Consider the following 19,489-nt stretch of genomic DNA (forward strand, 5'->3'; position numbering starts at 1 on the left):
TCATGGCGCGAAACGACCTAGCGAACAACGCCGCGCGGTTCACTTCGGCGGCGGCGGCGCCAGCACACTGCGGTCGCCGTTATGTTCGGGTGGGCTGACCACGCCGGCCGCCTCCATCGCCTCGATCAGCCGCGCAGCACGGTTGTAGCCGATCTTCAACCGCCGCTGCACGCCGGAAATCGAGGCGCGCCGGGTCTCGGTGACGATGCGCAACGCTTCGTCGTACAGCGGATCGGATTCGTCGCCACCGCTTGCGCTGCTTTCGGGCAAGCCCGTCGCGCCGACCACGGTGCCGTCGCCCATGATCTGGACTTCGTCGAGCACGCCTTCGATATAGTCGACCGGGCCACTGGCCTTGAGATGCTCGACCACCCGATGCACCTCTTCGTCACTGACGAAGGCGCCATGCACGCGGTCCGGCATCGCCGTGCCAGGCGGCAGGTACAACATGTCGCCATGGCCGAGCAGAGTTTCGGCGCCGGACTGGTCGAGGATGGTGCGCGAATCGATCTTGGAACTGACCTGGAAGGCAATCCGGGTCGGGATATTGGCCTTGATCAGGCCGGTAATCACATCCACCGATGGTCGCTGGGTCGCCAGGATCAGATGGATGCCAGCGGCACGCGCCTTCTGCGCCAGACGCGCGATCAACTCCTCGACCTTCTTGCCGACGATCATCATCATGTCGGCGAATTCGTCGATGAAAATGACGATGAACGGCAACGTGTCCAGCGGCCGCGGTGCCTCTGCAAGATCCGGATTGGGCTTGAACAGCGGATCCATCAACGGTTGCCCAGCCTCCTCGGCATCCTTGACCTTCTTGTTGAAGCCAGCCAGGTTGCGTACCCCGACCGCGCTCATCAGTTTGTAGCGGCGCTCCATCTCCGCCACGCACCAGCGCAGGCCGTTGGCGGCCTCCTTCATATCGGTGACCACCGGTGCCAGCAAGTGCGGGATGCCCTGGTAGACGCTCAGTTCGAGCATCTTCGGGTCGATCATCAGCATCCGCAGTTCCTTGGCCGAGGCCTTGTACAGCAGGCTCAGCACCATCGCATTCACCGCCACCGACTTGCCCGAGCCGGTGGTGCCTGCGACCAGCAGATGCGGCATGCGCGCCAAATCCGCCACGGTCGGGCGCCCGGCGATGTCCTTGCCCAGCGCCAAAGTCAACGGACTGGTCGATTTGTCGTATTCCTTGGAACGCAACAGCTCGCTGAGGTAAATCATCTCGCGGCTGACGTTGGGAATTTCCAGGCCGATCACCGACTTGCCCGGAATCACGTCGACCACGCGGACCGACTTCACCGACAGGCCGCGGGCGATGTCTTTATCCAGGGAACTGATCTGGCTGACCTTGATCCCTGCCGCCGGTTCGATCTCGAAGCGGGTGATCACCGGCCCCGGATAGGCGCCGACCACCTGTGCGTCGATACGGAAGTCCTTGAGCTTGAACTCGATCTGCCGCGACAGGGTTTCCAGAGTCTCCTCGGAATAGCCCTTGGCCTGGGGTTTGGGATCGTCCAGCAAGGCCAGCGGCGGCAGGCCCGACGCATCGCCACCGGTGCCATGGAACAGGGGAATCTGCTGCTCGCGCTTGGCACGGTCGCTCTTCTCCACCACTGGCGTTGGTGGCGGCTCGATCTTGACCGGCTCGCGCTTGGCACGCTGCACCGCATCGACCTTGCGGACTTCCTCGCGTTCCTCGCGCATGGCGCGGGTCTGCTGCCATTCGTTGGCCTGCTGAGTACCACGCCGAGCCAGCGCCGGTAGCGTCATCACCGCTTTGCCGATGCGATCCATCAGGGCGAACCAGGACAGGCCGGTGGCCAAGGTGATCGAGACCAGCAGCAGAACCAGCACGAACAGGTTGGCGCCGAGCGCGCCGAAACCCGCCGCCAGCGAATTGCCCACCAACTTGCCAAGGATGCCGCCAGCCACGCCGACATCGCCGGCGAATAAGCGCAGGTGTAGCAATCCGGTCGCGGCGATCATCAAACCGACGATGCCGACCAAGCGTAACGCGGGGCCCAGGTCGGCCTCATCATCGCCATCGCGGTCCATGCCAAACAGCGCGATCCAGGAAATCGCACCGATCACCACTGGCAGCAGGAACGCCACATAGCCGAACAGTTGCAACAGCATGTCGGCGATCCAGGCACCGAACCTACCGCCCATGTTATGGACCGGCGCGACCACGCTGCCAGTATGCGACCACCCTGGATCGGCTACCGAATATGTCGCCAAGCTGGCTAGCAGATACAGCAACAATGGCGCAATGGCGATCAGTGCCAGATCGCGCCATAGCTTTTGCCGACGCGGGTTGGGAGCAGCGGCCTGCTTGCGTGCTGGCGCATTGCCGCCCTGGGATTTACCGCGTTCCGGAACCTGCTTCGCCACGCTATAACCAGACCTTAGAAATATACCGTTAGTGTTTGATAGTAAACGACTCTACTCAGAATTTCAGCAGCAGCCCTCTGAGTCACGCTCCCCTACCAAGAGCAATGTGCCCGCCATGGAGCGGCGAACATGCACGCGAACGCAAGCGCTGGCGTCATGGCACTGCATGCCGCAGCGTTTCCACAGCACAGCTTGATTCGTCCCAGACCGGCCGCCACTCTATGGACCATCGCCGGAGTTGGCGCAATGCCACGATTCCGCCACCACTTCACCCTGTTCGCGAGTATACATGAGCACCTCTGCCCCCCATTCTGCCAAGCATTCACGCCTCCTGATCCTGGGTTCCGGCCCTGCCGGCTGGACCGCCGCGGTCTACGCCGCACGCGCCAACCTCAAGCCGGTGGTCATCACCGGCCTGCAGCAGGGTGGCCAGTTGATGACCACGACCGAAGTGGACAACTGGCCGGGCGACGCCCATGGCCTGATGGGACCCGACCTGATGGCGCGGATGCAGGCGCATGCCGAACGCTTCGAGACCGAAGTGATCTTCGACCACATCCACACGGCCGACTTGTCGCAGCGTCCGTTCAAGCTCAGCGGCGATAGCGGCGATTACACGTGCGACGCGCTGATCATCGCCACCGGCGCCACCGCCAAGTACCTGGGGATTCCCTCGGAAGAAGCGTTCAAGGGCCGTGGCGTATCCGCCTGCGCCACCTGCGATGGGTTCTTCTACAAGGATCAGGATGTGGTCGTGGTCGGCGGCGGCAACACGGCCGTGGAAGAGGCGCTGTACTTGTCCAACATCGCCCGCAAAGTCTATCTGGTGCATCGCCGCGACACCCTGCGCGCGGAAAAGATCATGCAGGACAAGCTGTTCGCCAAGGTCGCCGCGGGCAAGATCGAGACCATCTGGCACCATGCGGTAGAGGAGGTGCTCGGTAACGACGCCGGGGTGAGCGGAGTGCGAGTGAAATCCGTCCTCGACGGCGGCATGCGCGAACTGCAGGCCCAGGGCTTCTTCGTCGCCATCGGCCATCATCCGAACACCCAGCTGTTCGATGGCCAACTGACCATGCACAATGGCTACCTGGAAATTCGCTCCGGCCTGGCCGGCGGCGCCACCGAAACCTCGGTGCCAGGCGTCTTCGCCGCAGGCGACGTCGCCGACCAGCACTATCGCCAGGCGATCACCTCCGCCGGCTTCGGCTGCATGGCCGCGCTGGACGCCGAGCGCTATCTGGACAAGAGTGCCTGAGTTGGCCCCACGCGCTAGCCGAGTGCGGCGGACTCCTGCCGCACTGCTGCGCACCCGCATCTGCCTGCCCTTGCGGCGGGCAGAGCCGCCGCACAGGCCATCGCCATGAGCCGGGTGCGCTGGTTACGCCAGCTCGACGCGGTGCCTGCGGCCGCTTGGGACGCACTGCACGACGGTCGCAACCCCTTCGTCACGCATGCATTCCTTGAAGGGCTGGAACGGCACGGCTGCCTGCGCCCGGACTGGGGCTGGAGTCCGCTGCATCTCACCCTCTGGGACGGCGACACCTTGGTCGCCGCGGCGCCGGGTTATCTGAAGAGCAACTCGCACGGCGAATTCGTGTTCGACCATGCCTGGGCACACGCCTACGCGCGCTATGGCCAGAACTATTTTCCCAAATGGCTGTGCGCCGTGCCTTACTCGCCAGTCACCGGGCCACGACTGTTGGCGAACGACCCACTAACGCGGCAGGAACTGCTGGAGACGATACAGGCACTGACCGAAAGCAGCGGCCTGTCCTCGGCGCACGTGAATTTTCATTGCACCGAGGAAGACGCTGCGTTCGGCGAGGACTGGCTGGCACGTCACGACGTGCAATATAAATGGCATAACGACGCCGGCTGGACTGAATTCGACGATTACCTGGGCGCGATGGATCACAAACACCGCAAGAATATCCGCCAGGAGCGGGCCAAGGTGCAGCGCGCCGGGATCGCATTCCGCGTCGTGCATGGCGACGAGGCCACGGCCGCCGATCTGCAGGCCATGCATGGGTTCTATCTGCGTACCTTCGAGGACTATGGCAATTCGCCAGCGCTGACACTCGATTTTTTCTCGCATCTTGCACGAGAAATTCCTCGTAAATTTTTGATATTTTTAGCAATTTATGAAGGAGCCCCAGTGGCCGGAGCCATCTGCCTGCGCGGTGGCGATACCTTGTACGGTCGCTATTGGGGCGGCGCGCCCCTGCCAGGCCTGCACTTCGAAACCTGCTACTACCAGGGCATCGACTACTGCTTGCGCGAGGGATTGACCCGCTTCGAGCCCGGCGCACAGGGGCAGCACAAGATCGCCCGTGGCTTTCTGCCGCGCCTGGTTCGCAGCCGCCACTGGATCGCCGATCCGGGATTCCGCGCGCCCTTGGCGGACTGGTGTGCACAGGAACGCACGGCGGTACACGAACAGGCACAGGCGCTGCAGCGCTCCTCGCCATTTCGCCACGACCGCTGAGCCGGTCATCCAGGTTACTCACAGTGCCCCGTCTTCCCGTCCTACTGGAAGCAGACCCCACCGCTCCGTTCCCGCCGCCTGAACGGGCCTTGCGCGATCCGGACGGATTGCTCGCCCTCGGTGGCGACCTGACCCCCACACGCCTGCTCGCCGCTTATGCGCACGGCATCTTCCCCTGGTACTCCGACGGCCAACCTATCCTGTGGTGGAGCCCGGATCCACGCACAGTGTTCCGCAGCGACGGGGTGCGGCTGTCCTCGCGCTTGCGTCGCTGGCTACGGCATTCGCCCTGGGTTGTCCGTGCCGACACCGCCTTTGCGCAGGTGATCGACGCCTGCGCGCAGACGCCCCGGCCCGGCCAGGATGGCACCTGGATCACCACGCAAATGCGCGACGCTTACGTGACCCTGCACCGTGGCGGACATGCCCATTCGGTGGAAGTCTTCGATGGCACGACACTGGTCGGTGGCCTCTATGGGGTGGCGCGCGGGCGCATGTTCTTCGGCGAGAGCATGTTCAGTGCGCATAGCGGTGGCTCCAAGGTGGCCCTGGCGGCACTGGCGATGCGTCTGCACGAATGGGGCTGGCCGCTGATCGATGCGCAAGTGGAAAATCCGCACCTAATCAGCCTGGGTGCCGAGTGCTGGCCGCGTGCGCGATTTCTCGCCGAGATCGCGCCGCTCGTCGCGGCATCCACCGAAACTGCATCGTGGACCCAGCGGTTCGGGGATCTGGCAGTGATGGACATTGCCCACGCCTGAGCAGGATTAACACAAACTTTGCATGACCCGAGCAGGGCGAGTAGAATTCCCGCTCTTAAGGCCATTGGCCGCACACGAATCGCACAGGATTACATGTCGAAAGACGACTCCATCGAATTCGAAGGCACCGTCAGCGAGACGCTGCCCAACACCACCTTCCGGGTCAAGCTGGAAAACGGGCACGAGATCATCGCCCACATCTCCGGACGCATGCGCAAGAATTACATCCGCATCCTCACCGGCGACCGGGTCAAGGTCGAGATGACGCCTTACGACCTGACCAAGGGTCGGATCACCTACCGCATGAAGTAATCCTGCGGCGCGGATAGCGAAAAGGCGGCCTGCGGCCGCCTTTTGACGTCTGCGAGATCAAATCAACCGGGAAGACAGCGCAGCGACAACGGGTTTCCTGTCGTCGCTGGCGCACCTTCGACCTCAGTCCACCGTCGCCGGCAGCAGGCGCTCCGGCTCGGCCTGTGTGTCCACCACCAGCTCGCCATCGCGAACGTCGATGGTCACGCGACCGCCATTGACCAACTTGCCGAACAGCAACTCGTCGGCCAATGGACGCTTGATCTTGTCCTGTATCAAGCGTGACATCGGGCGTGCACCCATCAATGGGTCGAAGCCGTGCTGGGCCAGCCAGTCGCGCGCGGTTGGCGTGGCCGACAAGGAGACATGCTTTTCCTGCAACAGCATCTCTAGTTCGATCACAAACTTATCGACGACGCGCAGGATGTGGTTGAAGGCCAGCGCTTCGAACTGCACAACAGCGTCCAGACGATTGCGGAATTCCGGCGTGAAGCTGCGGCGGATGATCTCCATCGCGTCGGTGGAGTGATCCTGCTGAGTGAAACCGATCGAGCGCCGCGAGGCCTGGGTCGCACCGGCATTGGTGGTCATCACCAGGATCACGTTCTTGAAGTTGGCCTCGCGTCCGTTGGTATCGGTCAACATGCCGCGGTCCATGACCTGCAACAGGATGTTGAAGATGTCCGGATGGGCCTTCTCCACCTCGTCCAGCAACAGCACGCAGTGCGGTGTCTTGACGATTTTCTCGGTCAGCAGGCCCCCTTGGTCGAAACCGACATAGCCTGGAGGCGCGCCGATCAGCCGGCTGATCGAATGCGGCTCCATGTACTCGGACATGTCGAAGCGCACCAGTTCGATCCCCAACTGCAGCGCCAGTTGCTTGGTCACCTCGGTCTTGCCGACGCCAGTGGGACCGGCAAACAGGAAATTGCCGATCGGCTTCTCCGGATTGCTCAGGCCCGAACGCGCCAACTTGATCGACGACGCCAGGGTCTCGATGGCCGGGTCCTGACCGAAGATCACCATCTTGAGGTTGCGCTCCAGGTGCTGCAGCACATCCTTGTCGGTGGCGCTGACCTGCTTGGCCGGGATCCGCGCCATCTTGGCGACGATGGTTTCGATCTCCTCGATGTCGATCAATTCCTTGCGCTCACCTTCCGGCAGCAGCCGCTGTCGCGCGCCAGCCTCATCGATCACGTCGATCGCCTTGTCCGGTAGCAAACGGTCGCCGATGTGCTTGACCGATAGGTCAACGGCTGCCTGCAGCGCTTCATCGGCGTAGGTCACGCCATGATGCGCCTCGTACTTGGGCTTGAGGCCTTGCAGAATTTCAAAGGTTTCGCCCACCGTCGGCTCGACGATGTCGATCTTTTGGAAGCGTCGAGCCAGCGCGCGGTCCTTCTCGAAGATGCCGCGATACTCCTGAAAGGTGGTCGAGCCAATGCAACGCAATTCGGCCGAGGATAGCGCTGGCTTGATCAGGTTGGAGGCATCCATGGTGCCGCCGGATGCCGAGCCAGCACCGATGATGGTGTGGATCTCGTCGATGAACAGCACCGCATTGGGCACCTTCTTCAACGCACTCAACACTCCCTTGAGGCGTTTTTCGAAATCGCCACGGTACTTGGTACCGGCGACCAGTGCGCCCAGGTCCAGAGAAAAGATCACCGCATCGGCCAGCACCTCGGGCACGCTGCCTTCGACGATGCGCTTGGCCAAGCCTTCCGCGATCGCGGTCTTACCGACACCCGCCTCGCCCACGTAGAGCGGGTTGTTCTTGCGGCGGCGGCATAGCACCTGGATGGTGCGCTCGATCTCGTCGGCGCGGCCGACCAGAGGATCGATCCGACCATTGCGCGCCTGTTCGTTCAGATTCGTGGCGAACTCGGCCAGCGCATCGCCTTTAGGCTCGCCCTCGCCCACCTCGCTTCTGGCTTCTCCATCGACGGATGGCGCCGCATGTTCGCCCTCTTCGCCCATTTTGGCGATGCCGTGGGAAAGGTAATTGACGATATCCAGCCGGGTGATGTCCTGCTGGTTCAGGAAATACACCGCATGCGAGTCCTTCTCGCCGAAGATCGCCACCAGCACATTGGCGCCAGTGACTTCTTTCTTGCCGGAGGACTGCACGTGGTAGACGGCACGCTGCAGAACCCGCTGGAATCCCAGCGTCGGCTGGGTATCGCGACCGTCATCTTCGGCAAGCCGCGCCACCGAGGCGTCGATGGCTTGTTCCAGATCGTTGCGCAGGCGATCAACGTCCGCTCCACATGCCTTGAGCACAGCTTGCGCAGACGGATTATCGAGCAAAGCCAGTAGCAGGTGTTCGACCGTCATGAATTCGTGACGGGCTTCCCTGGCGCGCTTGTAGCACTGGCCGATGGTCTGCTCTAGATCTTTGCTGAACATGATTCACTCCGACGTCTATTGCCGACAATATTTGGCTTGAGTTGCGAATTACCACAACCGTATCGGATCAGTGTGTTCAGACAGCGTTAGTAAGTCCTGGCAGGCCGATCACATACGCCTAGCACTATCAGGTTTTTTCCATCGTACACAACAGCGGGTGCTGGTTCATCCGCGAGAACTCGTTCACCTGAGCCACCTTGGATTCAGCCACCTCACGGGTGTACAAACCGCACACCCCGCGACCGCGCGTATGCACATGTAGCATCACCTGGGTGGCACGCTCAAGATCCAAGGCAAAAAACTGCTGTAACACGGTCACCACGAACTCCATCGGGGTGTAATCGTCGTTCAGCAAAAGCACCTGGTACATCGGCGGGCGGGCAGTCTCCGGCTTACCGGTCTCTACCATGACGCCATGGTCGTGCTCAGGGGAATTCTTACGGGACATCGCGCAATTATATACGCCCGCTGTCCGGCCGGATTGGACGATCGCCATCACTGCCCGCACAATTCTCTCCTCTCCGATGGCGCTTCGCATGCATCCGACGATTGCGATGGATACCGAACTCAACGACCGCAAGGATGCGTTGTGACGACACTGGCAGCGTCCCACTGGCAGCCCGATGTGACCGTGGCGACCATCGTGGCGCACGATGGCCGCCTGCTGCAGGTGGAAGAAGCCATTGGCGGCGCGTTGGTACTGAACCAACCTGCGGGTCATCTGGAGCCAGACGAGAGCCTGGTGGAGGCCGCTGTGCGCGAGACGCTGGAAGAAACCGGCTGGCAGGTACGTCCCACCGCATTTATCGGTGCCTACCAATGGAAGGCTGATAACGGCCGCCATTACCTGCGCTTCGCGTTTGCTGCCGATCCGCTGGAACACCACCCGCAAAGGCCGCTGGATACCGGTATCGTGCGTGCGCTTTGGATGACTCCAACCGAGTTGCAGAGCGCCCAACCGCGTTGGCGCAGTCCGTTGGTGTGGCGGACCGTGGCCGATTTCCTTGCAGGGCAACGCTACCCGCTAGACCTGTTGCGACAGTTGGCATGAGCGCAACACACATCATGGTCGGCGTCTCAGGAGGGGTGGATTCGTCGGTCGCGGCTTGGCAACTGGTGCAACAGGGGCACGCGGTGTCCGGACTGTTCATGCAGAACTGGGCCGACGACGGCAGCGCCGATGCGCACGAAGGCGCGAGCGACGCCGAAAGCGGGAAATCGAAAGCGAGCGCATGCCGCGCCGAGGCCGACCGACGCGATGCGGTGGCGGTCTGCGGCATGCTCGGCATTCCATTCCATTTTCGCGACTTCTCAAAGGAGTACTGGCAAGGCGTATTCGCGCACTTCCTGGCCGAATACGCTGCCGGGCGCACTCCCAATCCGGACGTGCTGTGCAATCGCGAGGTCAAGTTCAAGCATTTCCTGGACGCGGCACGCGACCTTGGCGCCGAGCGCATCGCGACAGGCCACTATGCGCGGGTGACGTTTACTGATCGTCGTTGGCGGCTGCTGCGCGGGCTGGATCGCAACAAGGACCAAAGCTATTTCCTGCACCAGCTGGGCCAGGCGCAACTCGCTGCGACCCTCTTCCCTGTGGGCGAGCTGCCCAAGGAGCAGGTGCGACGCATCGCCCGCCAAGCGGGTTTGCCGACCCACGCCAAGAAGGACTCCACTGGCATCTGTTTCATCGGCGAACGCGACTTCCGCGCATTCCTGAGCCGCTACCTGCCGGCCCGGCGCGGAGAGATCCGCGACCCGCACGAGCACATCGTGGCCGAGCACCCCGGCGTGTTCTATTTCACCCTGGGCCAGCGCGAAGGCCTGAACATCGGCGGTGTGCGCGGCCGGGCCGCAGCGCCGTGGTACGTGATCGGCAAAGATGTGGCGCGCAATGTGCTGTATGTCGACCAGGACCGCGACAGCCCCCATCTGATGGCCACGCAACTGCGCTCGGAAAACGCGCATTGGATTGCCGGCGCGCCACCAGCGCGGCATTTCGCATGTCGTGCGCAAACCCGCTACCGGCAGGCCGACGAACCGTGCATGGTCGAAGTCAGCGACGATGGCACCCTGACGGTACAGTTCGAGCGTGCGCAACGGGCCGTGACGCCGGGACAATCCCTGGTGCTGTACCAGGGCGAGGAGTGCCTGGGCGGGGCCGTGATCGCCACCACCGATGCCCCGCTGGAGCGCCGTCTGGCGCAGCGGGCGACTGCAACACACGAGGACACCAACCGATGATCGACACCATGGATACGCGCATGCTGGCGCTGGCAGGCATGGCCCAGGCCCTGCAGCAGGTACGCCGTATCGCCGAAACCGGCCACTCGGAGGCATCATTGGTCCGCACTCTGCTCGACAGCGTGTTCCGGATCGATGCACCGAGCGCAGAGGCGGTTTACGGCCACCGCAGCGACTTGGTGCCTGGCATGCGCCTATTGCACCAGTACTTTCGCAATCAAGGTCAGGACGAGGTGTTACCACGCCTGGCGCTGGCGGTCATCCAACTGGAGCGTCGTCTCGTCAGCGACACCGAAACCGATGGCAAAATCAGCCTCGGCATCGCTGGGGCCGCTTTACTGCTGGAAAGGCGTGGCGACAGTACGCATCCTGAGGTAATCGAAGCACTGGGCCAGCTCTATGCTCAGACTATCAGCCACTTACGTCCTCGGGTGATGGTGCAGGGTAATCCACATTATCTCGGTCAGGCCGGGGTGGTCGCGGAGATCCGTGCTCTGCTGTTGGCCGCAGTGCGCTCTGCGGTCCTGTGGCGGCAGTTGGGCGGCAGTTTGTGGGATTTCCTCCTGGCCAAGCGGCGCATGCGTGAAGCCGTAGACCGGGCATTGCGCTGAACCTCAACGCTTCTGCCATCCGATACTCGCCGGATACGTTAATGGATCCGATAGCCTTAAGACGATTAACGCCAGTCCGCACCTAAAGAGCAGGAGGGGGCGGCCGATACAGCAATCGTGACTTTGCCGAGAACGTCCATGTATTCACGCCTCCTGATCCGTCTGGCCGCTCCGCTTGCCCTGACGTTGCTGTTCCCCATCGCTGCCGGCTTCGATTGGCCAGCCCCGGTCCGTTGGGCCATTCTCTCCACGATGACGTTGAGCTGGTTGGGCTTCGCCGCCTGGACCGTCTACAGCCAAGGCCGGCGCTCGCCGGAACAGGCCAAAATCATGCGTGAACAGGATCAATTGCTGAACGAGCTGCGCAGCTTCGTGGGCAATGAGATCGATGGATCGCGCGGGGATATCGAACGTGCCCGCGAACTGATCCGCCAGGCGGTCAGCGGCTTGGGCAACAGCTTCGAGGCAATGAATCGTAAATCGCGTCAGCAGAGCGTGGCGTTGGCACGGATCGTGGATCGTGCTGGCGAAGAAGGCGGCGCCGGGGTGGACGTGGCCCGGTTCGCCCAACATGCCAGCCAGCGTATGGAACAGTTGGTCGAAGCACTGGAACAAGTCAGCGGCCAGAGCAGCACCACGGTGCACTACATCGACGACATGTCGCAGCACCTGGACGGCATCTTCGCCCTACTGGAGGATGTCAAGTCGATCGCCGACCAGACCAACCTGCTGGCGTTGAATGCGGCCATCGAAGCGGCGCGCGCTGGCGAAGCGGGCCGCGGCTTCGCGGTGGTGGCCGACGAGGTACGCAATCTGTCCGAGCGTTCCACCACCTTCAACGAACAGATCCGCAAGCTGGCGCATAGTTCCAAGGACGCCATCGCCAAGGTGCGTGAGACGGTCTCGCACATGGCCTCGCGCGACATGGACCGCTCCCGCGAGGCACGTGCCGAGGCTGCGGCGATGCTGGATAACGTGGCGGCGATCAATCACTCCCTGGGCGACAGCATGCGCGAGATTTCCGAATGCGGCCGCTCCATCGACAGCAGTGTCGCCGAAGCAGTGCGCGCCCTGCAGTTCGAGGACATCGCAACCCAGGCGCTGGGGGGCGTGCATACCCACATGGACCGTCTGGCCGCGATCAACCGCGAAGCGGTGGCCCTGCAGGAACTGTTGCACCGCAATGGCGGAGTATTCGACAGCGAACTGATCGATGCGCTGCAGCGGGTCGGCAAGCGTCTGCGCGATATGCGCACGGAATGGGAGCGCCCGCCGCACAAGCCGGTGGCGCAGCAGAGCATGGGCGCAGGCACGGTGGAATTGTTCTGAGTCTGGCTTGACCGCTTCCGCACTATGAACCGACACGTCCCCGGCCCTACCGGGGCGTGTCGTCTATGCCCTACTCGCTTGGCCTAGCCGATGCATTTCCAGTCCCTTCCCAGAGGTGCGGTCATGTCCTGCGATGCGCGCAGCGATACGAGCGACACGGCACCGAGCGATACATGCGCACCGGCAGCGGACGCAGTTGCTCCAGCAGTGCCGCTGCGTCAGCACACGGGCAGCGTCCTGCGCCGACTGGAAACACTGGCCCAGGCCGAGCTGCACAAGATGCAGATTGCCCGTCCCTCCACGCCGCAGAACGCCTGCATTGACGACAGCGTCTGGGCCAGTCTGGCCTGGGACATGGGATTGAACGGAACCGCCATCGACGCTGCCGGCACGCCGGAACCGATCATCGATTTTGTCTTGCACGACATCGACTGAGCGATCCTCGCCGACGTCACTTTGAGGTCGCTGCTTCGCGCGCCCTTCAGCTGGGGTTTTCCAACGAGAACAGGTCGGCCTGCTTGTCGTAGGCGAAATACTCGGCGTAACGCGCCCAACTGGTCACCGCCTGCACGGTTTCCGTCGCATAGTCCTCCGACATGTGATCCTCCAGCTCGTCGCGGAAACGTCGCGCCGGTGCATGGTGCGCCGGACGCTCGTCGAGCACGCGCCGGATGTGCGCGGCCAGTGGCACATAGGTGGCCAGATGCTGGGCGAACAGTTGCTTGCGCGCATCGGTGCCGAGTTCGGCGAAACGCTGCCCTGCTGGGGTCAACTGCAGATCGCCCTTTTCGAAGACGGCAAAGCGCAACAATTGCAGGGTCTCGGCAATCGGGAAAAGTTCGTCGACTTCCAATTGCAAACCGGCCGCCAGAGGCGGCAGGTCGGCGCGGCCATGGTAGGGCTCGGCAGCGACCGCCTCGATCAAGCCAGCCAGCAGATTGCTCGACACTCGCGGCAGCACCATGGCAATGCCGCTGCCAGGAAAGACGCCCTCGCGTGCCTGTGGACGCTGCGGACTGGAGGTCATGCGCGCATAGATGTCGTCGACCAGCGCGCGAAACGCTGGCGCAAGTCGATTGCGCGGTTGCGGCAGAGTGACTTGAATCTCGCCGATCACCCGGCCCGGATTGGCGCCGAAGATCACGATCCGGTCGCACATCAACACCGCTTCCTCGATGTTGTGGGTCACCATCAGGATCGATTCGATCGGCATACGTCCTTCCGACCACAGATCCAGCAGGTCGGTGCGCAAGGTTTCGGCGGTCAGCACGTCCAGCGCAGAGAAGGGCTCGTCCATCAGCAGCAGCTTTGGTCGCACCACCAGCGCCCGCGCCAGACCCACGCGCTGGCGCATGCCTCCGGACAACTCCTTCGGATAGGCTCCCTCGTAGCCATCCAGGCCAATCAGGTCGATCGCCGCCAGCGAGCGGCGGCGCCGTTCGTCGACCTCCACCCCACGCGCCTCCAGCCCGACTTCCACGTTCTGCAGTACGGTCAACCATGGGAACAGCGCGAAGCTTTGAAACACCATCGCAATGTCGTCGGGTGCTTGATTCGGCGCAGCGTCGCGGAAGGCAATGCTGCCGGCGCTGGGCTGCAGCAAGCCGGCGATGGCGCGCAGCAAGGTCGACTTGCCCGAACCGGAACGGCCGAGTAGACCGACGATCTGCCCGGAGTTCAGGGTCAGGTCGACGTCCTCCAGCACCACCAACGGTGTCGCCCCACCCTTGTCGTAGCTCTTGCGCACACCCTGTACGCGGACCAGCGGCGCGCGCTCGGGAGCGCTTGCGGAAAAGCTCATGATCGGTCTCCTTGGATCAGTCGAAACGCAGCCGGCGTTCGGCAAAGACATATAGCCGCCGCCACACCGCACGGTTGAAGATGCTCACGAACAGCGACATCACCGCCACACCGAGCAGAACCCGTGCGCCATCGCCAGCAGCGGTGGCACGCGCGATATAGGAACCCAGGCCGTAGGCCTGCACATGGCGATCGCCCCAACTGGCCAGCTCGGCCACGATGCTGGCATTCCAGGAGCCACCGGAAGCGGTCAGCGCGCCGGTCACGTAATACGGGAAAATGCCCGGCAGAATCACTCGCCGCCACCACGTCCACGAGCGCAGGCGGTAGATGCTGGCGGCTTCGCGCAGGTCGGTGGGAAAAGCACTGGCGCCAGCAATCACATTGAACAGGATGTACCACTGCGTGCCCAATATCATCAGTGGCGACAGCCAGATGTTCGGATTGGCGCCAGTGGCGATGATTGCCAAGACCGCAAACGGGAATAGAACGTTGGCGGGGAACGCAGCCAGGAACTGCGCCAACGGCTGCACCCGTTGCGCCACCTTCGGGCGTAGACCGATCCAGACCCCGATCGGCACCCAGACCAGACTGGCAAGCGCAATCAGCACCACCACCCGTAGCAAGGTGGCCAGGCCACCGCAGAACGCATCGCCCAGATCGTGCAGACTCAGATGGCGGCGGCCGTAGTCGAAGGCAAACCAGGCCGCCGTCAAGCCCGCGGCAGCCAGCGACGCACCCCATACGCGATCCCCCCAGACCGCGCTGCGCCCCCGCGACGCCTGCGCCGTGTTCACAGACGCTCGTCGCGGCGTCCATCGCAGCAGCAAAGTGCGCTGCCAGGCCCACGCCAAGGGCGCGGCCAGGCGCTTGATCAGACGGGTACGGCGCAATAAGTCGTACAACCACGACTGCGGCTTGTCCTGCGAGGCGGTCAACTCGACGCGGAATTTGTCCGACCAGGCAACGATGGGACGGAACAACAATTGGTCGTACAAGGCGATCAGCACCGCCATCGCCAGCACCGCCCAGGCGACCGCGCCGAAGTTACGCTGGCCGATCGCCAGTGCCAGGTAGGCGCCGATGCCTGGTAGCTGCAAGGTGTGATCGCCAACGGTAATGGCCTCGGAGGCAACAACGAAGAACCAACCGCCGGACATCGACATCATCATGTTCCAGATCAGCGATGGGGTGGCATAGGGCGCTTCCAGCCGCCAGAACCGCTGCCAGGCGCTCAAGCCGAAACCACGCGCCACCTCGTCCAGATCGCGCGGCACATTGCGCAGTGACTGGTAGAACGAGAACGCCATATTCCAGGCTTGGCTGGTGAAAATGGCGAAGATCGAGGCCAGCTCGGCGCCGATCTGGCGCCCAGGGAACAGGCCAAGAAAGAAGGTCACTGTGAAGGTGAGGAAGCCCAACACCGGCACCGACTGCAGGATGTCCAGCGCTGGCACGATCACCCGCTCTGCGCGCCGGTTCTTTGCTGCCAGAGTCGCCACCACGAAGGTGAACAACAACGAGGCCGCCATGGCCGCGAACATGCGCAAGGTGGTGCGCAGGCCGTACTCGGGCAGTTGCCATAGGTCCAGCAACACCGAGGTTGTGCCGGGGGGCGGCAGCGGTGCGCGCATGTCGGCGGCACCATGCAGCAACAGCACACCCAAGCCCAGCAGCAGTGCGAACACCGTCAGATCGTGCAGGTTGGGCAACACACCGGGACGTGCACCGCTCTGTCCAGGCGCGGAACGGTCGCGAACGAATGGAACCATGTGGAAGATCCGGCAAAGGCGGCAAGAAGCCGCGGCAATTGAAAAATACGCTGGTGCGATCGCGCAGCCGAACGATCAGTCTGACCGGGAAAAATGTACGCTGCGGGTCAACCGCTTTCGGCGGGTCCGTAGCCGATGCCGGGCGACCCGCATACGCCAGCGCGCACGCGCCTGTATCGCCGCACTGAGACGCACCGCAGCGCACACCAGCGCAGGTGAGCAGACGGACTCGCCTTCATGGTAGCGGGCAGTAGCAATCGCGATGACAGACACATGGATGGCTCCGGATACGGAAATGCCGTAGGCCAACGCTTGGGGTCTTCGCGGATCGGGCTTGCTTTGTGCGGAAATCGAGCCAGCAACTCAGCGAGGCTGGCGAATGATCCCATCCTGAGCGGACGGGATCCATCTGGGACAACCCAGACCATGGCAATCCTGTCAGCTAGGTAGCTGCAGCGTCGGTCTAGGATGACTGTCCAAGGTGAGTGGCCTCTGGCCGGGAACAATGGTGGCGCAGTATAGCCAGCCCATCAGACACCGCAAGTCCAGCCCGTGATCAGGGCTGGCGTACATTCACGACGTCGCCAGCTCCAGGCACGGTTGCGGTACCGATTCGGCATGCTGGCGTGCGCGCAACCAGGCGGCCAGTTCACGCGGCGGCAGCGGCCGCGAATGCAGATAGCCCTGGATTTCGTCGCAGCCCTGTTCGCGCAGCAGCTCATCTTCCTGCACTGTTTCCACGCCCTCTGCCACCACCTGCATGCCCAATGCGTGGCCCAGTTGCACGATCGCCTGGGTGACCTTGGCGGTACCGCTGTCGTGCAACATGTCCTGCACGAAGCTGCGGTCGATCTTGAGCCGTTGTACAGGGAAACGATTGAGGTAGTGCAGATTGGAAAATCCGGTGCCGAAATCGTCCACCGCCAGGAGCACGCCTTCCTGCTCGAACAGTTCGAAGCAGCGCCGTAACGATTCGGTGTCGCGGATCAAAGCGGACTCGGTCAGCTCCAGTTCCAGTCGCTTCGGCGACCAACCGTTGCGCTGGCATAGCTCGATCACCCGCTCGGCAAAGCCACGGTCGCGTAACTGCATCGCCGAGACATTGACCGAGACCCGGTCGAAACTCAGTCCGGCCGCATCCCAGGCGGCCGCCTGACGGCAAGCCTCGCTGATCACCCAGTCGCCCAGGCGTACGATCTCCCCGCACTCCTCCGCGATCGGGATGAATTCGGCCGGATTGCAATGGCCATGGCCAGGCCGGTACCAACGCAGGAGCGCTTCGACCGCCGGCGGATGACCATCTGCCGTATGCACCAGCGGCTGGTACACCAACGAGAATTCCTCGCGGTCCAGCGCCCCATGCAGCGCGTGCTCGATCTCCAGACGCCGCTGCGCGCGCAGCAACACGTCCTGGCTGTAGTAGTGGCAAGTATTGCGGCCGGATTCCTTGGCAGCGTACATCGCCGCGTCGGCGGCGCGCAGCAAGCTGTCGAAATCCTGACGCCCCTCCTCCATGAGCGCGATGCCGATGCTGGCCCCGATCTTGATGACGTTCTCGCCGTTGGGCAACGGCTCGGCCAGCGCCGTGATCAGCTTGCGGGCGACGTGTTCGGCGTCGCCGGGTTCGGCCAGATCGCGCAACACCAGCAAGAACTCATCGCCGTTTAAACGACCCAACAGATCGCTGGTGCGAAGTTGCTGGTGCATCCGCGATGCGGCTAGCTTCAACAAAGCATCGCCGGCGGCATGGCCGAAAGAATCATTGATACTTTTGAAGCCATCCAAATTGACGAACAGCATCGCCAACGTACTGCCTCGTTCTATCGCATCGTGCATTGCCTTTTCGGACTGTTCGCGCAGCAATTGCCGGTTCGGCAATCCGGTCAGCAAGTCGTAGTGCGCCAGCAGTTCGATGCGTTCGTTGGCCTCGCGTTCGTGAGTGATGTCGCGGAACAGCACCACGAAGCGCGGCGGTAGACCATCGCGTTCGTCCAGCTCGATCAGCACCTGCACCCAGATACGCTGACCCGACGGACGATGGAAACACAGGTCCAATTGCTCCGGAAGGCTACCTTCGACGATCCGCGCCAACGCAGCCTCGAACGCATCACGCGAGTCTTGGGTATATAGCGAAAGCGCCTGGTGCAGCTCGATGGTTTCCTTGCGCAGGCCGTGAATCCGATAGCACTCCTCTGTCCACTGCATGCGCCGGGTGGACACTTCGATTTCGCAGCCACCGATTTTACCCAGCGCCGAAACACGGTTGAGGAGTTCGGTACGCCAGCGAATCAGCGCATCGGTCTGGCGTTGCTCGGTGATGTTCTGGACTTGGCCTAAAATACGTTGAATGGCGCCATCGCTCCCCAACTGTGGCTGTGCCCAGACCCGCAGATGCAATGGTGCTTGGCTGTCACAGCGCAGTTCCACTTCAAAATTGACAGGTTTTTTATCGCGCCGCATGCGACGCCAGCTCGAAACCAGTTGCACCGACGAATCACGGCTGAGCAAACGCAGCCAAGCGCGGCTATTGGGTACCTGCTCTTCATTCAAGCCGGTGACACGTTGAAATTCGTGCGAGCACCAGAGCTGGTCATGTCGCGGATCCCAGGACCAACTGCCCATGCACGTCATGCGCTGCGCCTCGCGCAGCAAGGTCTGTTGGTCGAGTAGACGCTGCTCCAACAGCTTCTGCTCGTGGATATCCGTATGCGTGCCGACCATGCGCAGCGGACGACCATCGGCGGTCCGCGCTACGATCCGGCCACGATCCAAGATCCAGTGCCAATGCCCGTCCTGCCCACGTAGGCGGAACTCGCACATGTAGGTCGCGGTGCGGCCATCGAAATGGGCACGGATCGCCTGCTGCAGGCGTTCCTTGTCCTGGTCATGTACGAGCGGCAGCAAGCCGTTGAACCCGTGGAATGGAGCGTCACCCGCGTAACCGAGCATCTGCTTCCAGCGCTCGGAACGGAAGATTGTGTCGCTGGGAATGTCCCAGTCCCATAGGCCGTGGTCAGCGCTCTCAAGGGCGATCTCCCAACGCGTGGCGCCATCGCTGCCAACCGGCTCGGGAACGCTCAAAGTGTATGCAAGCAGGGCGCCGCTCTCGTCGCGCACGGAGCGCAACCAACCGTCCAGCCGCCGCCCCGCGCTACCAGGCAGCGTACAGGCCAGCATGTTCTCACCATCGACCAATCGCTCGCGCATATCACGCATGAGCTGGGCGTAGGCCTCAACGGTGCGCGGCAACCCCAACACCTGCGCTGACTGATTGGCAGCCAGGGGCCTACCTTCGGCGTCCAGCAGGACAATTGCCGAGGTAAGCGGATGCTGCAGCAAGCTTGCAATGAGGCCTTGATCCACGCCCAG

Annotated in this window: 15 protein-coding genes; 9 read left to right on the plus strand and 6 right to left on the minus strand. The window is 62.8% G+C overall.

The genetic code is table 11. The features are described from left to right. Window positions 1–39: 39 nt before the first annotated feature. Window positions 40–2,397 (minus strand): DNA translocase FtsK, encoded by a 2,358-nt coding sequence (locus XANALMUS060_RS11785; RefSeq protein ID WP_045727478.1) that lies wholly within the window; start codon window positions 2,395–2,397, stop codon window positions 40–42. 289 nt (window positions 2,398–2,686) lie between these two features. On the opposite strand from XANALMUS060_RS11785, the gene trxB reads away from it, so the two are divergent. The 4 genes from trxB (at window position 2,687) to infA (ending at window position 5,958) form a co-directional block, all read left to right on the plus strand. Beyond that, window positions 2,687–3,655, plus strand: coding sequence for a thioredoxin-disulfide reductase (gene trxB / locus XANALMUS060_RS11790; RefSeq protein WP_045738576.1), 969 nt, complete (start codon window positions 2,687–2,689; stop codon window positions 3,653–3,655). A gap of 99 nt (window positions 3,656–3,754) precedes the next feature. Then, window positions 3,755–4,885 carry a GNAT family N-acetyltransferase gene (locus XANALMUS060_RS11795; RefSeq protein WP_200894047.1) on the plus strand — a complete coding sequence of 377 codons (1,131 nt, stop codon included), beginning with the start codon at window positions 3,755–3,757 and terminating at the stop codon, window positions 4,883–4,885. A gap of 23 nt (window positions 4,886–4,908) precedes the next feature. Continuing rightward, the gene (aat, locus tag XANALMUS060_RS11800) at window positions 4,909–5,646 is read left to right on the plus strand and encodes a leucyl/phenylalanyl-tRNA--protein transferase (RefSeq protein ID WP_045738578.1); all 738 of its coding nucleotides are present in this window, start codon (window positions 4,909–4,911) and stop codon (window positions 5,644–5,646) included. 93 nt (window positions 5,647–5,739) lie between these two features. Further along, window positions 5,740–5,958, plus strand: coding sequence for a translation initiation factor IF-1 (gene infA / locus XANALMUS060_RS11805; protein ID WP_004425677.1), 219 nt, complete (start codon window positions 5,740–5,742; stop codon window positions 5,956–5,958). A 123-nt stretch (window positions 5,959–6,081) separates the two neighbouring features. Here infA and clpA read toward each other — a convergent pair whose 3' ends face one another. Both clpA and clpS read right to left on the minus strand, forming a co-directional pair. Further along, window positions 6,082–8,367, minus strand: coding sequence for an ATP-dependent Clp protease ATP-binding subunit ClpA (gene clpA / locus XANALMUS060_RS11810; protein ID WP_045738579.1), 2,286 nt, complete (start codon window positions 8,365–8,367; stop codon window positions 6,082–6,084). A gap of 127 nt (window positions 8,368–8,494) precedes the next feature. After that, window positions 8,495–8,815 carry an ATP-dependent Clp protease adapter ClpS gene (gene clpS, locus XANALMUS060_RS11815; protein WP_045738608.1) on the minus strand — a complete coding sequence of 107 codons (321 nt, stop codon included), beginning with the start codon at window positions 8,813–8,815 and terminating at the stop codon, window positions 8,495–8,497. A gap of 150 nt (window positions 8,816–8,965) precedes the next feature. On the opposite strand from clpS, the gene XANALMUS060_RS11820 reads away from it, so the two are divergent. The 5 genes from XANALMUS060_RS11820 (at window position 8,966) to XANALMUS060_RS11840 (ending at window position 12,983) form a co-directional block, all read left to right on the plus strand. Beyond that, the gene (locus XANALMUS060_RS11820; RefSeq protein ID WP_045738609.1) at window positions 8,966–9,418 is read left to right on the plus strand and encodes an NUDIX hydrolase; all 453 of its coding nucleotides are present in this window, start codon (window positions 8,966–8,968) and stop codon (window positions 9,416–9,418) included. After that, on the plus strand, window positions 9,415–10,608 hold the full coding sequence (mnmA, locus tag XANALMUS060_RS11825; RefSeq protein WP_045738580.1) for a tRNA 2-thiouridine(34) synthase MnmA: 1,194 nt from the start codon (window positions 9,415–9,417) through the stop codon (window positions 10,606–10,608). The genes XANALMUS060_RS11820 and mnmA overlap by 4 nt, the downstream gene beginning before the upstream one ends. Further along, entirely contained in the window at window positions 10,605–11,219 is a 615-nt protein-coding gene (hflD, locus tag XANALMUS060_RS11830) for a high frequency lysogenization protein HflD (protein ID WP_045738581.1), read from the plus strand. The genes mnmA and hflD overlap by 4 nt, the downstream gene beginning before the upstream one ends. Before the next feature lie 138 nt (window positions 11,220–11,357). Next, window positions 11,358–12,548, plus strand: a complete 1,191-nt coding sequence (locus XANALMUS060_RS11835) for a methyl-accepting chemotaxis protein (protein WP_045738582.1) — start codon at window positions 11,358–11,360, stop codon at window positions 12,546–12,548. A gap of 123 nt (window positions 12,549–12,671) precedes the next feature. Further along, on the plus strand, window positions 12,672–12,983 hold the full coding sequence (locus XANALMUS060_RS11840) for a hypothetical protein (RefSeq protein ID WP_045738583.1): 312 nt from the start codon (window positions 12,672–12,674) through the stop codon (window positions 12,981–12,983). Window positions 12,984–13,029: 46 nt separating this feature from the next. Here the strand turns inward: XANALMUS060_RS11840 and XANALMUS060_RS11845 are convergent, their stop codons facing one another. The 3 genes from XANALMUS060_RS11845 to XANALMUS060_RS11855 form a co-directional block, all read right to left on the minus strand. Beyond that, window positions 13,030–14,349 carry a nitrate/sulfonate/bicarbonate ABC transporter ATP-binding protein gene (locus XANALMUS060_RS11845; protein ID WP_045738584.1) on the minus strand — a complete coding sequence of 440 codons (1,320 nt, stop codon included), beginning with the start codon at window positions 14,347–14,349 and terminating at the stop codon, window positions 13,030–13,032. A 16-nt stretch (window positions 14,350–14,365) separates the two neighbouring features. Beyond that, entirely contained in the window at window positions 14,366–16,120 is a 1,755-nt protein-coding gene (locus XANALMUS060_RS11850) for an ABC transporter permease subunit (protein WP_045738585.1), read from the minus strand. 573 nt (window positions 16,121–16,693) lie between these two features. After that, complete coding sequence (locus XANALMUS060_RS11855; protein ID WP_045738610.1) at window positions 16,694–19,483, minus strand: bifunctional diguanylate cyclase/phosphodiesterase; 2,790 nt, start codon at window positions 19,481–19,483, stop codon at window positions 16,694–16,696. Between the last annotated feature and the right edge of the window lie 6 nt (window positions 19,484–19,489).

The organism is Xanthomonas sp. MUS 060 (genome assembly GCF_000963215.1).
Lineage (GTDB): Bacteria > Pseudomonadota > Gammaproteobacteria > Xanthomonadales > Xanthomonadaceae > Xanthomonas_A.

What these genes read in the sequence shown, in the direction of transcription:
- trxB (WP_045738576.1), top strand. Translation starts at nt 2,687, where the DNA reads ATGAGCACCTCTGCCCCCCATTCTGCCAAGCATTCACGCCTCCTGATC.
- infA (WP_004425677.1), top strand. Translation starts at nt 5,740, where the DNA reads ATGTCGAAAGACGACTCCATCGAATTCGAAGGCACCGTCAGCGAGACG.
- clpA (WP_045738579.1), bottom strand. Translation starts at nt 8,367, where the DNA reads ATGTTCAGCAAAGATCTAGAGCAGACCATCGGCCAGTGCTACAAGCGC.
- clpS (WP_045738608.1), bottom strand. Translation starts at nt 8,815, where the DNA reads ATGTCCCGTAAGAATTCCCCTGAGCACGACCATGGCGTCATGGTAGAG.
- mnmA (WP_045738580.1), top strand. Translation starts at nt 9,415, where the DNA reads ATGAGCGCAACACACATCATGGTCGGCGTCTCAGGAGGGGTGGATTCG.
- hflD (WP_045738581.1), top strand. Translation starts at nt 10,605, where the DNA reads ATGATCGACACCATGGATACGCGCATGCTGGCGCTGGCAGGCATGGCC.
- XANALMUS060_RS11835 (WP_045738582.1), top strand. Translation starts at nt 11,358, where the DNA reads ATGTATTCACGCCTCCTGATCCGTCTGGCCGCTCCGCTTGCCCTGACG.
- XANALMUS060_RS11840 (WP_045738583.1), top strand. Translation starts at nt 12,672, where the DNA reads ATGTCCTGCGATGCGCGCAGCGATACGAGCGACACGGCACCGAGCGAT.
- XANALMUS060_RS11845 (WP_045738584.1), bottom strand. Translation starts at nt 14,349, where the DNA reads ATGAGCTTTTCCGCAAGCGCTCCCGAGCGCGCGCCGCTGGTCCGCGTA.
- XANALMUS060_RS11850 (WP_045738585.1), bottom strand. Translation starts at nt 16,120, where the DNA reads ATGGTTCCATTCGTTCGCGACCGTTCCGCGCCTGGACAGAGCGGTGCA.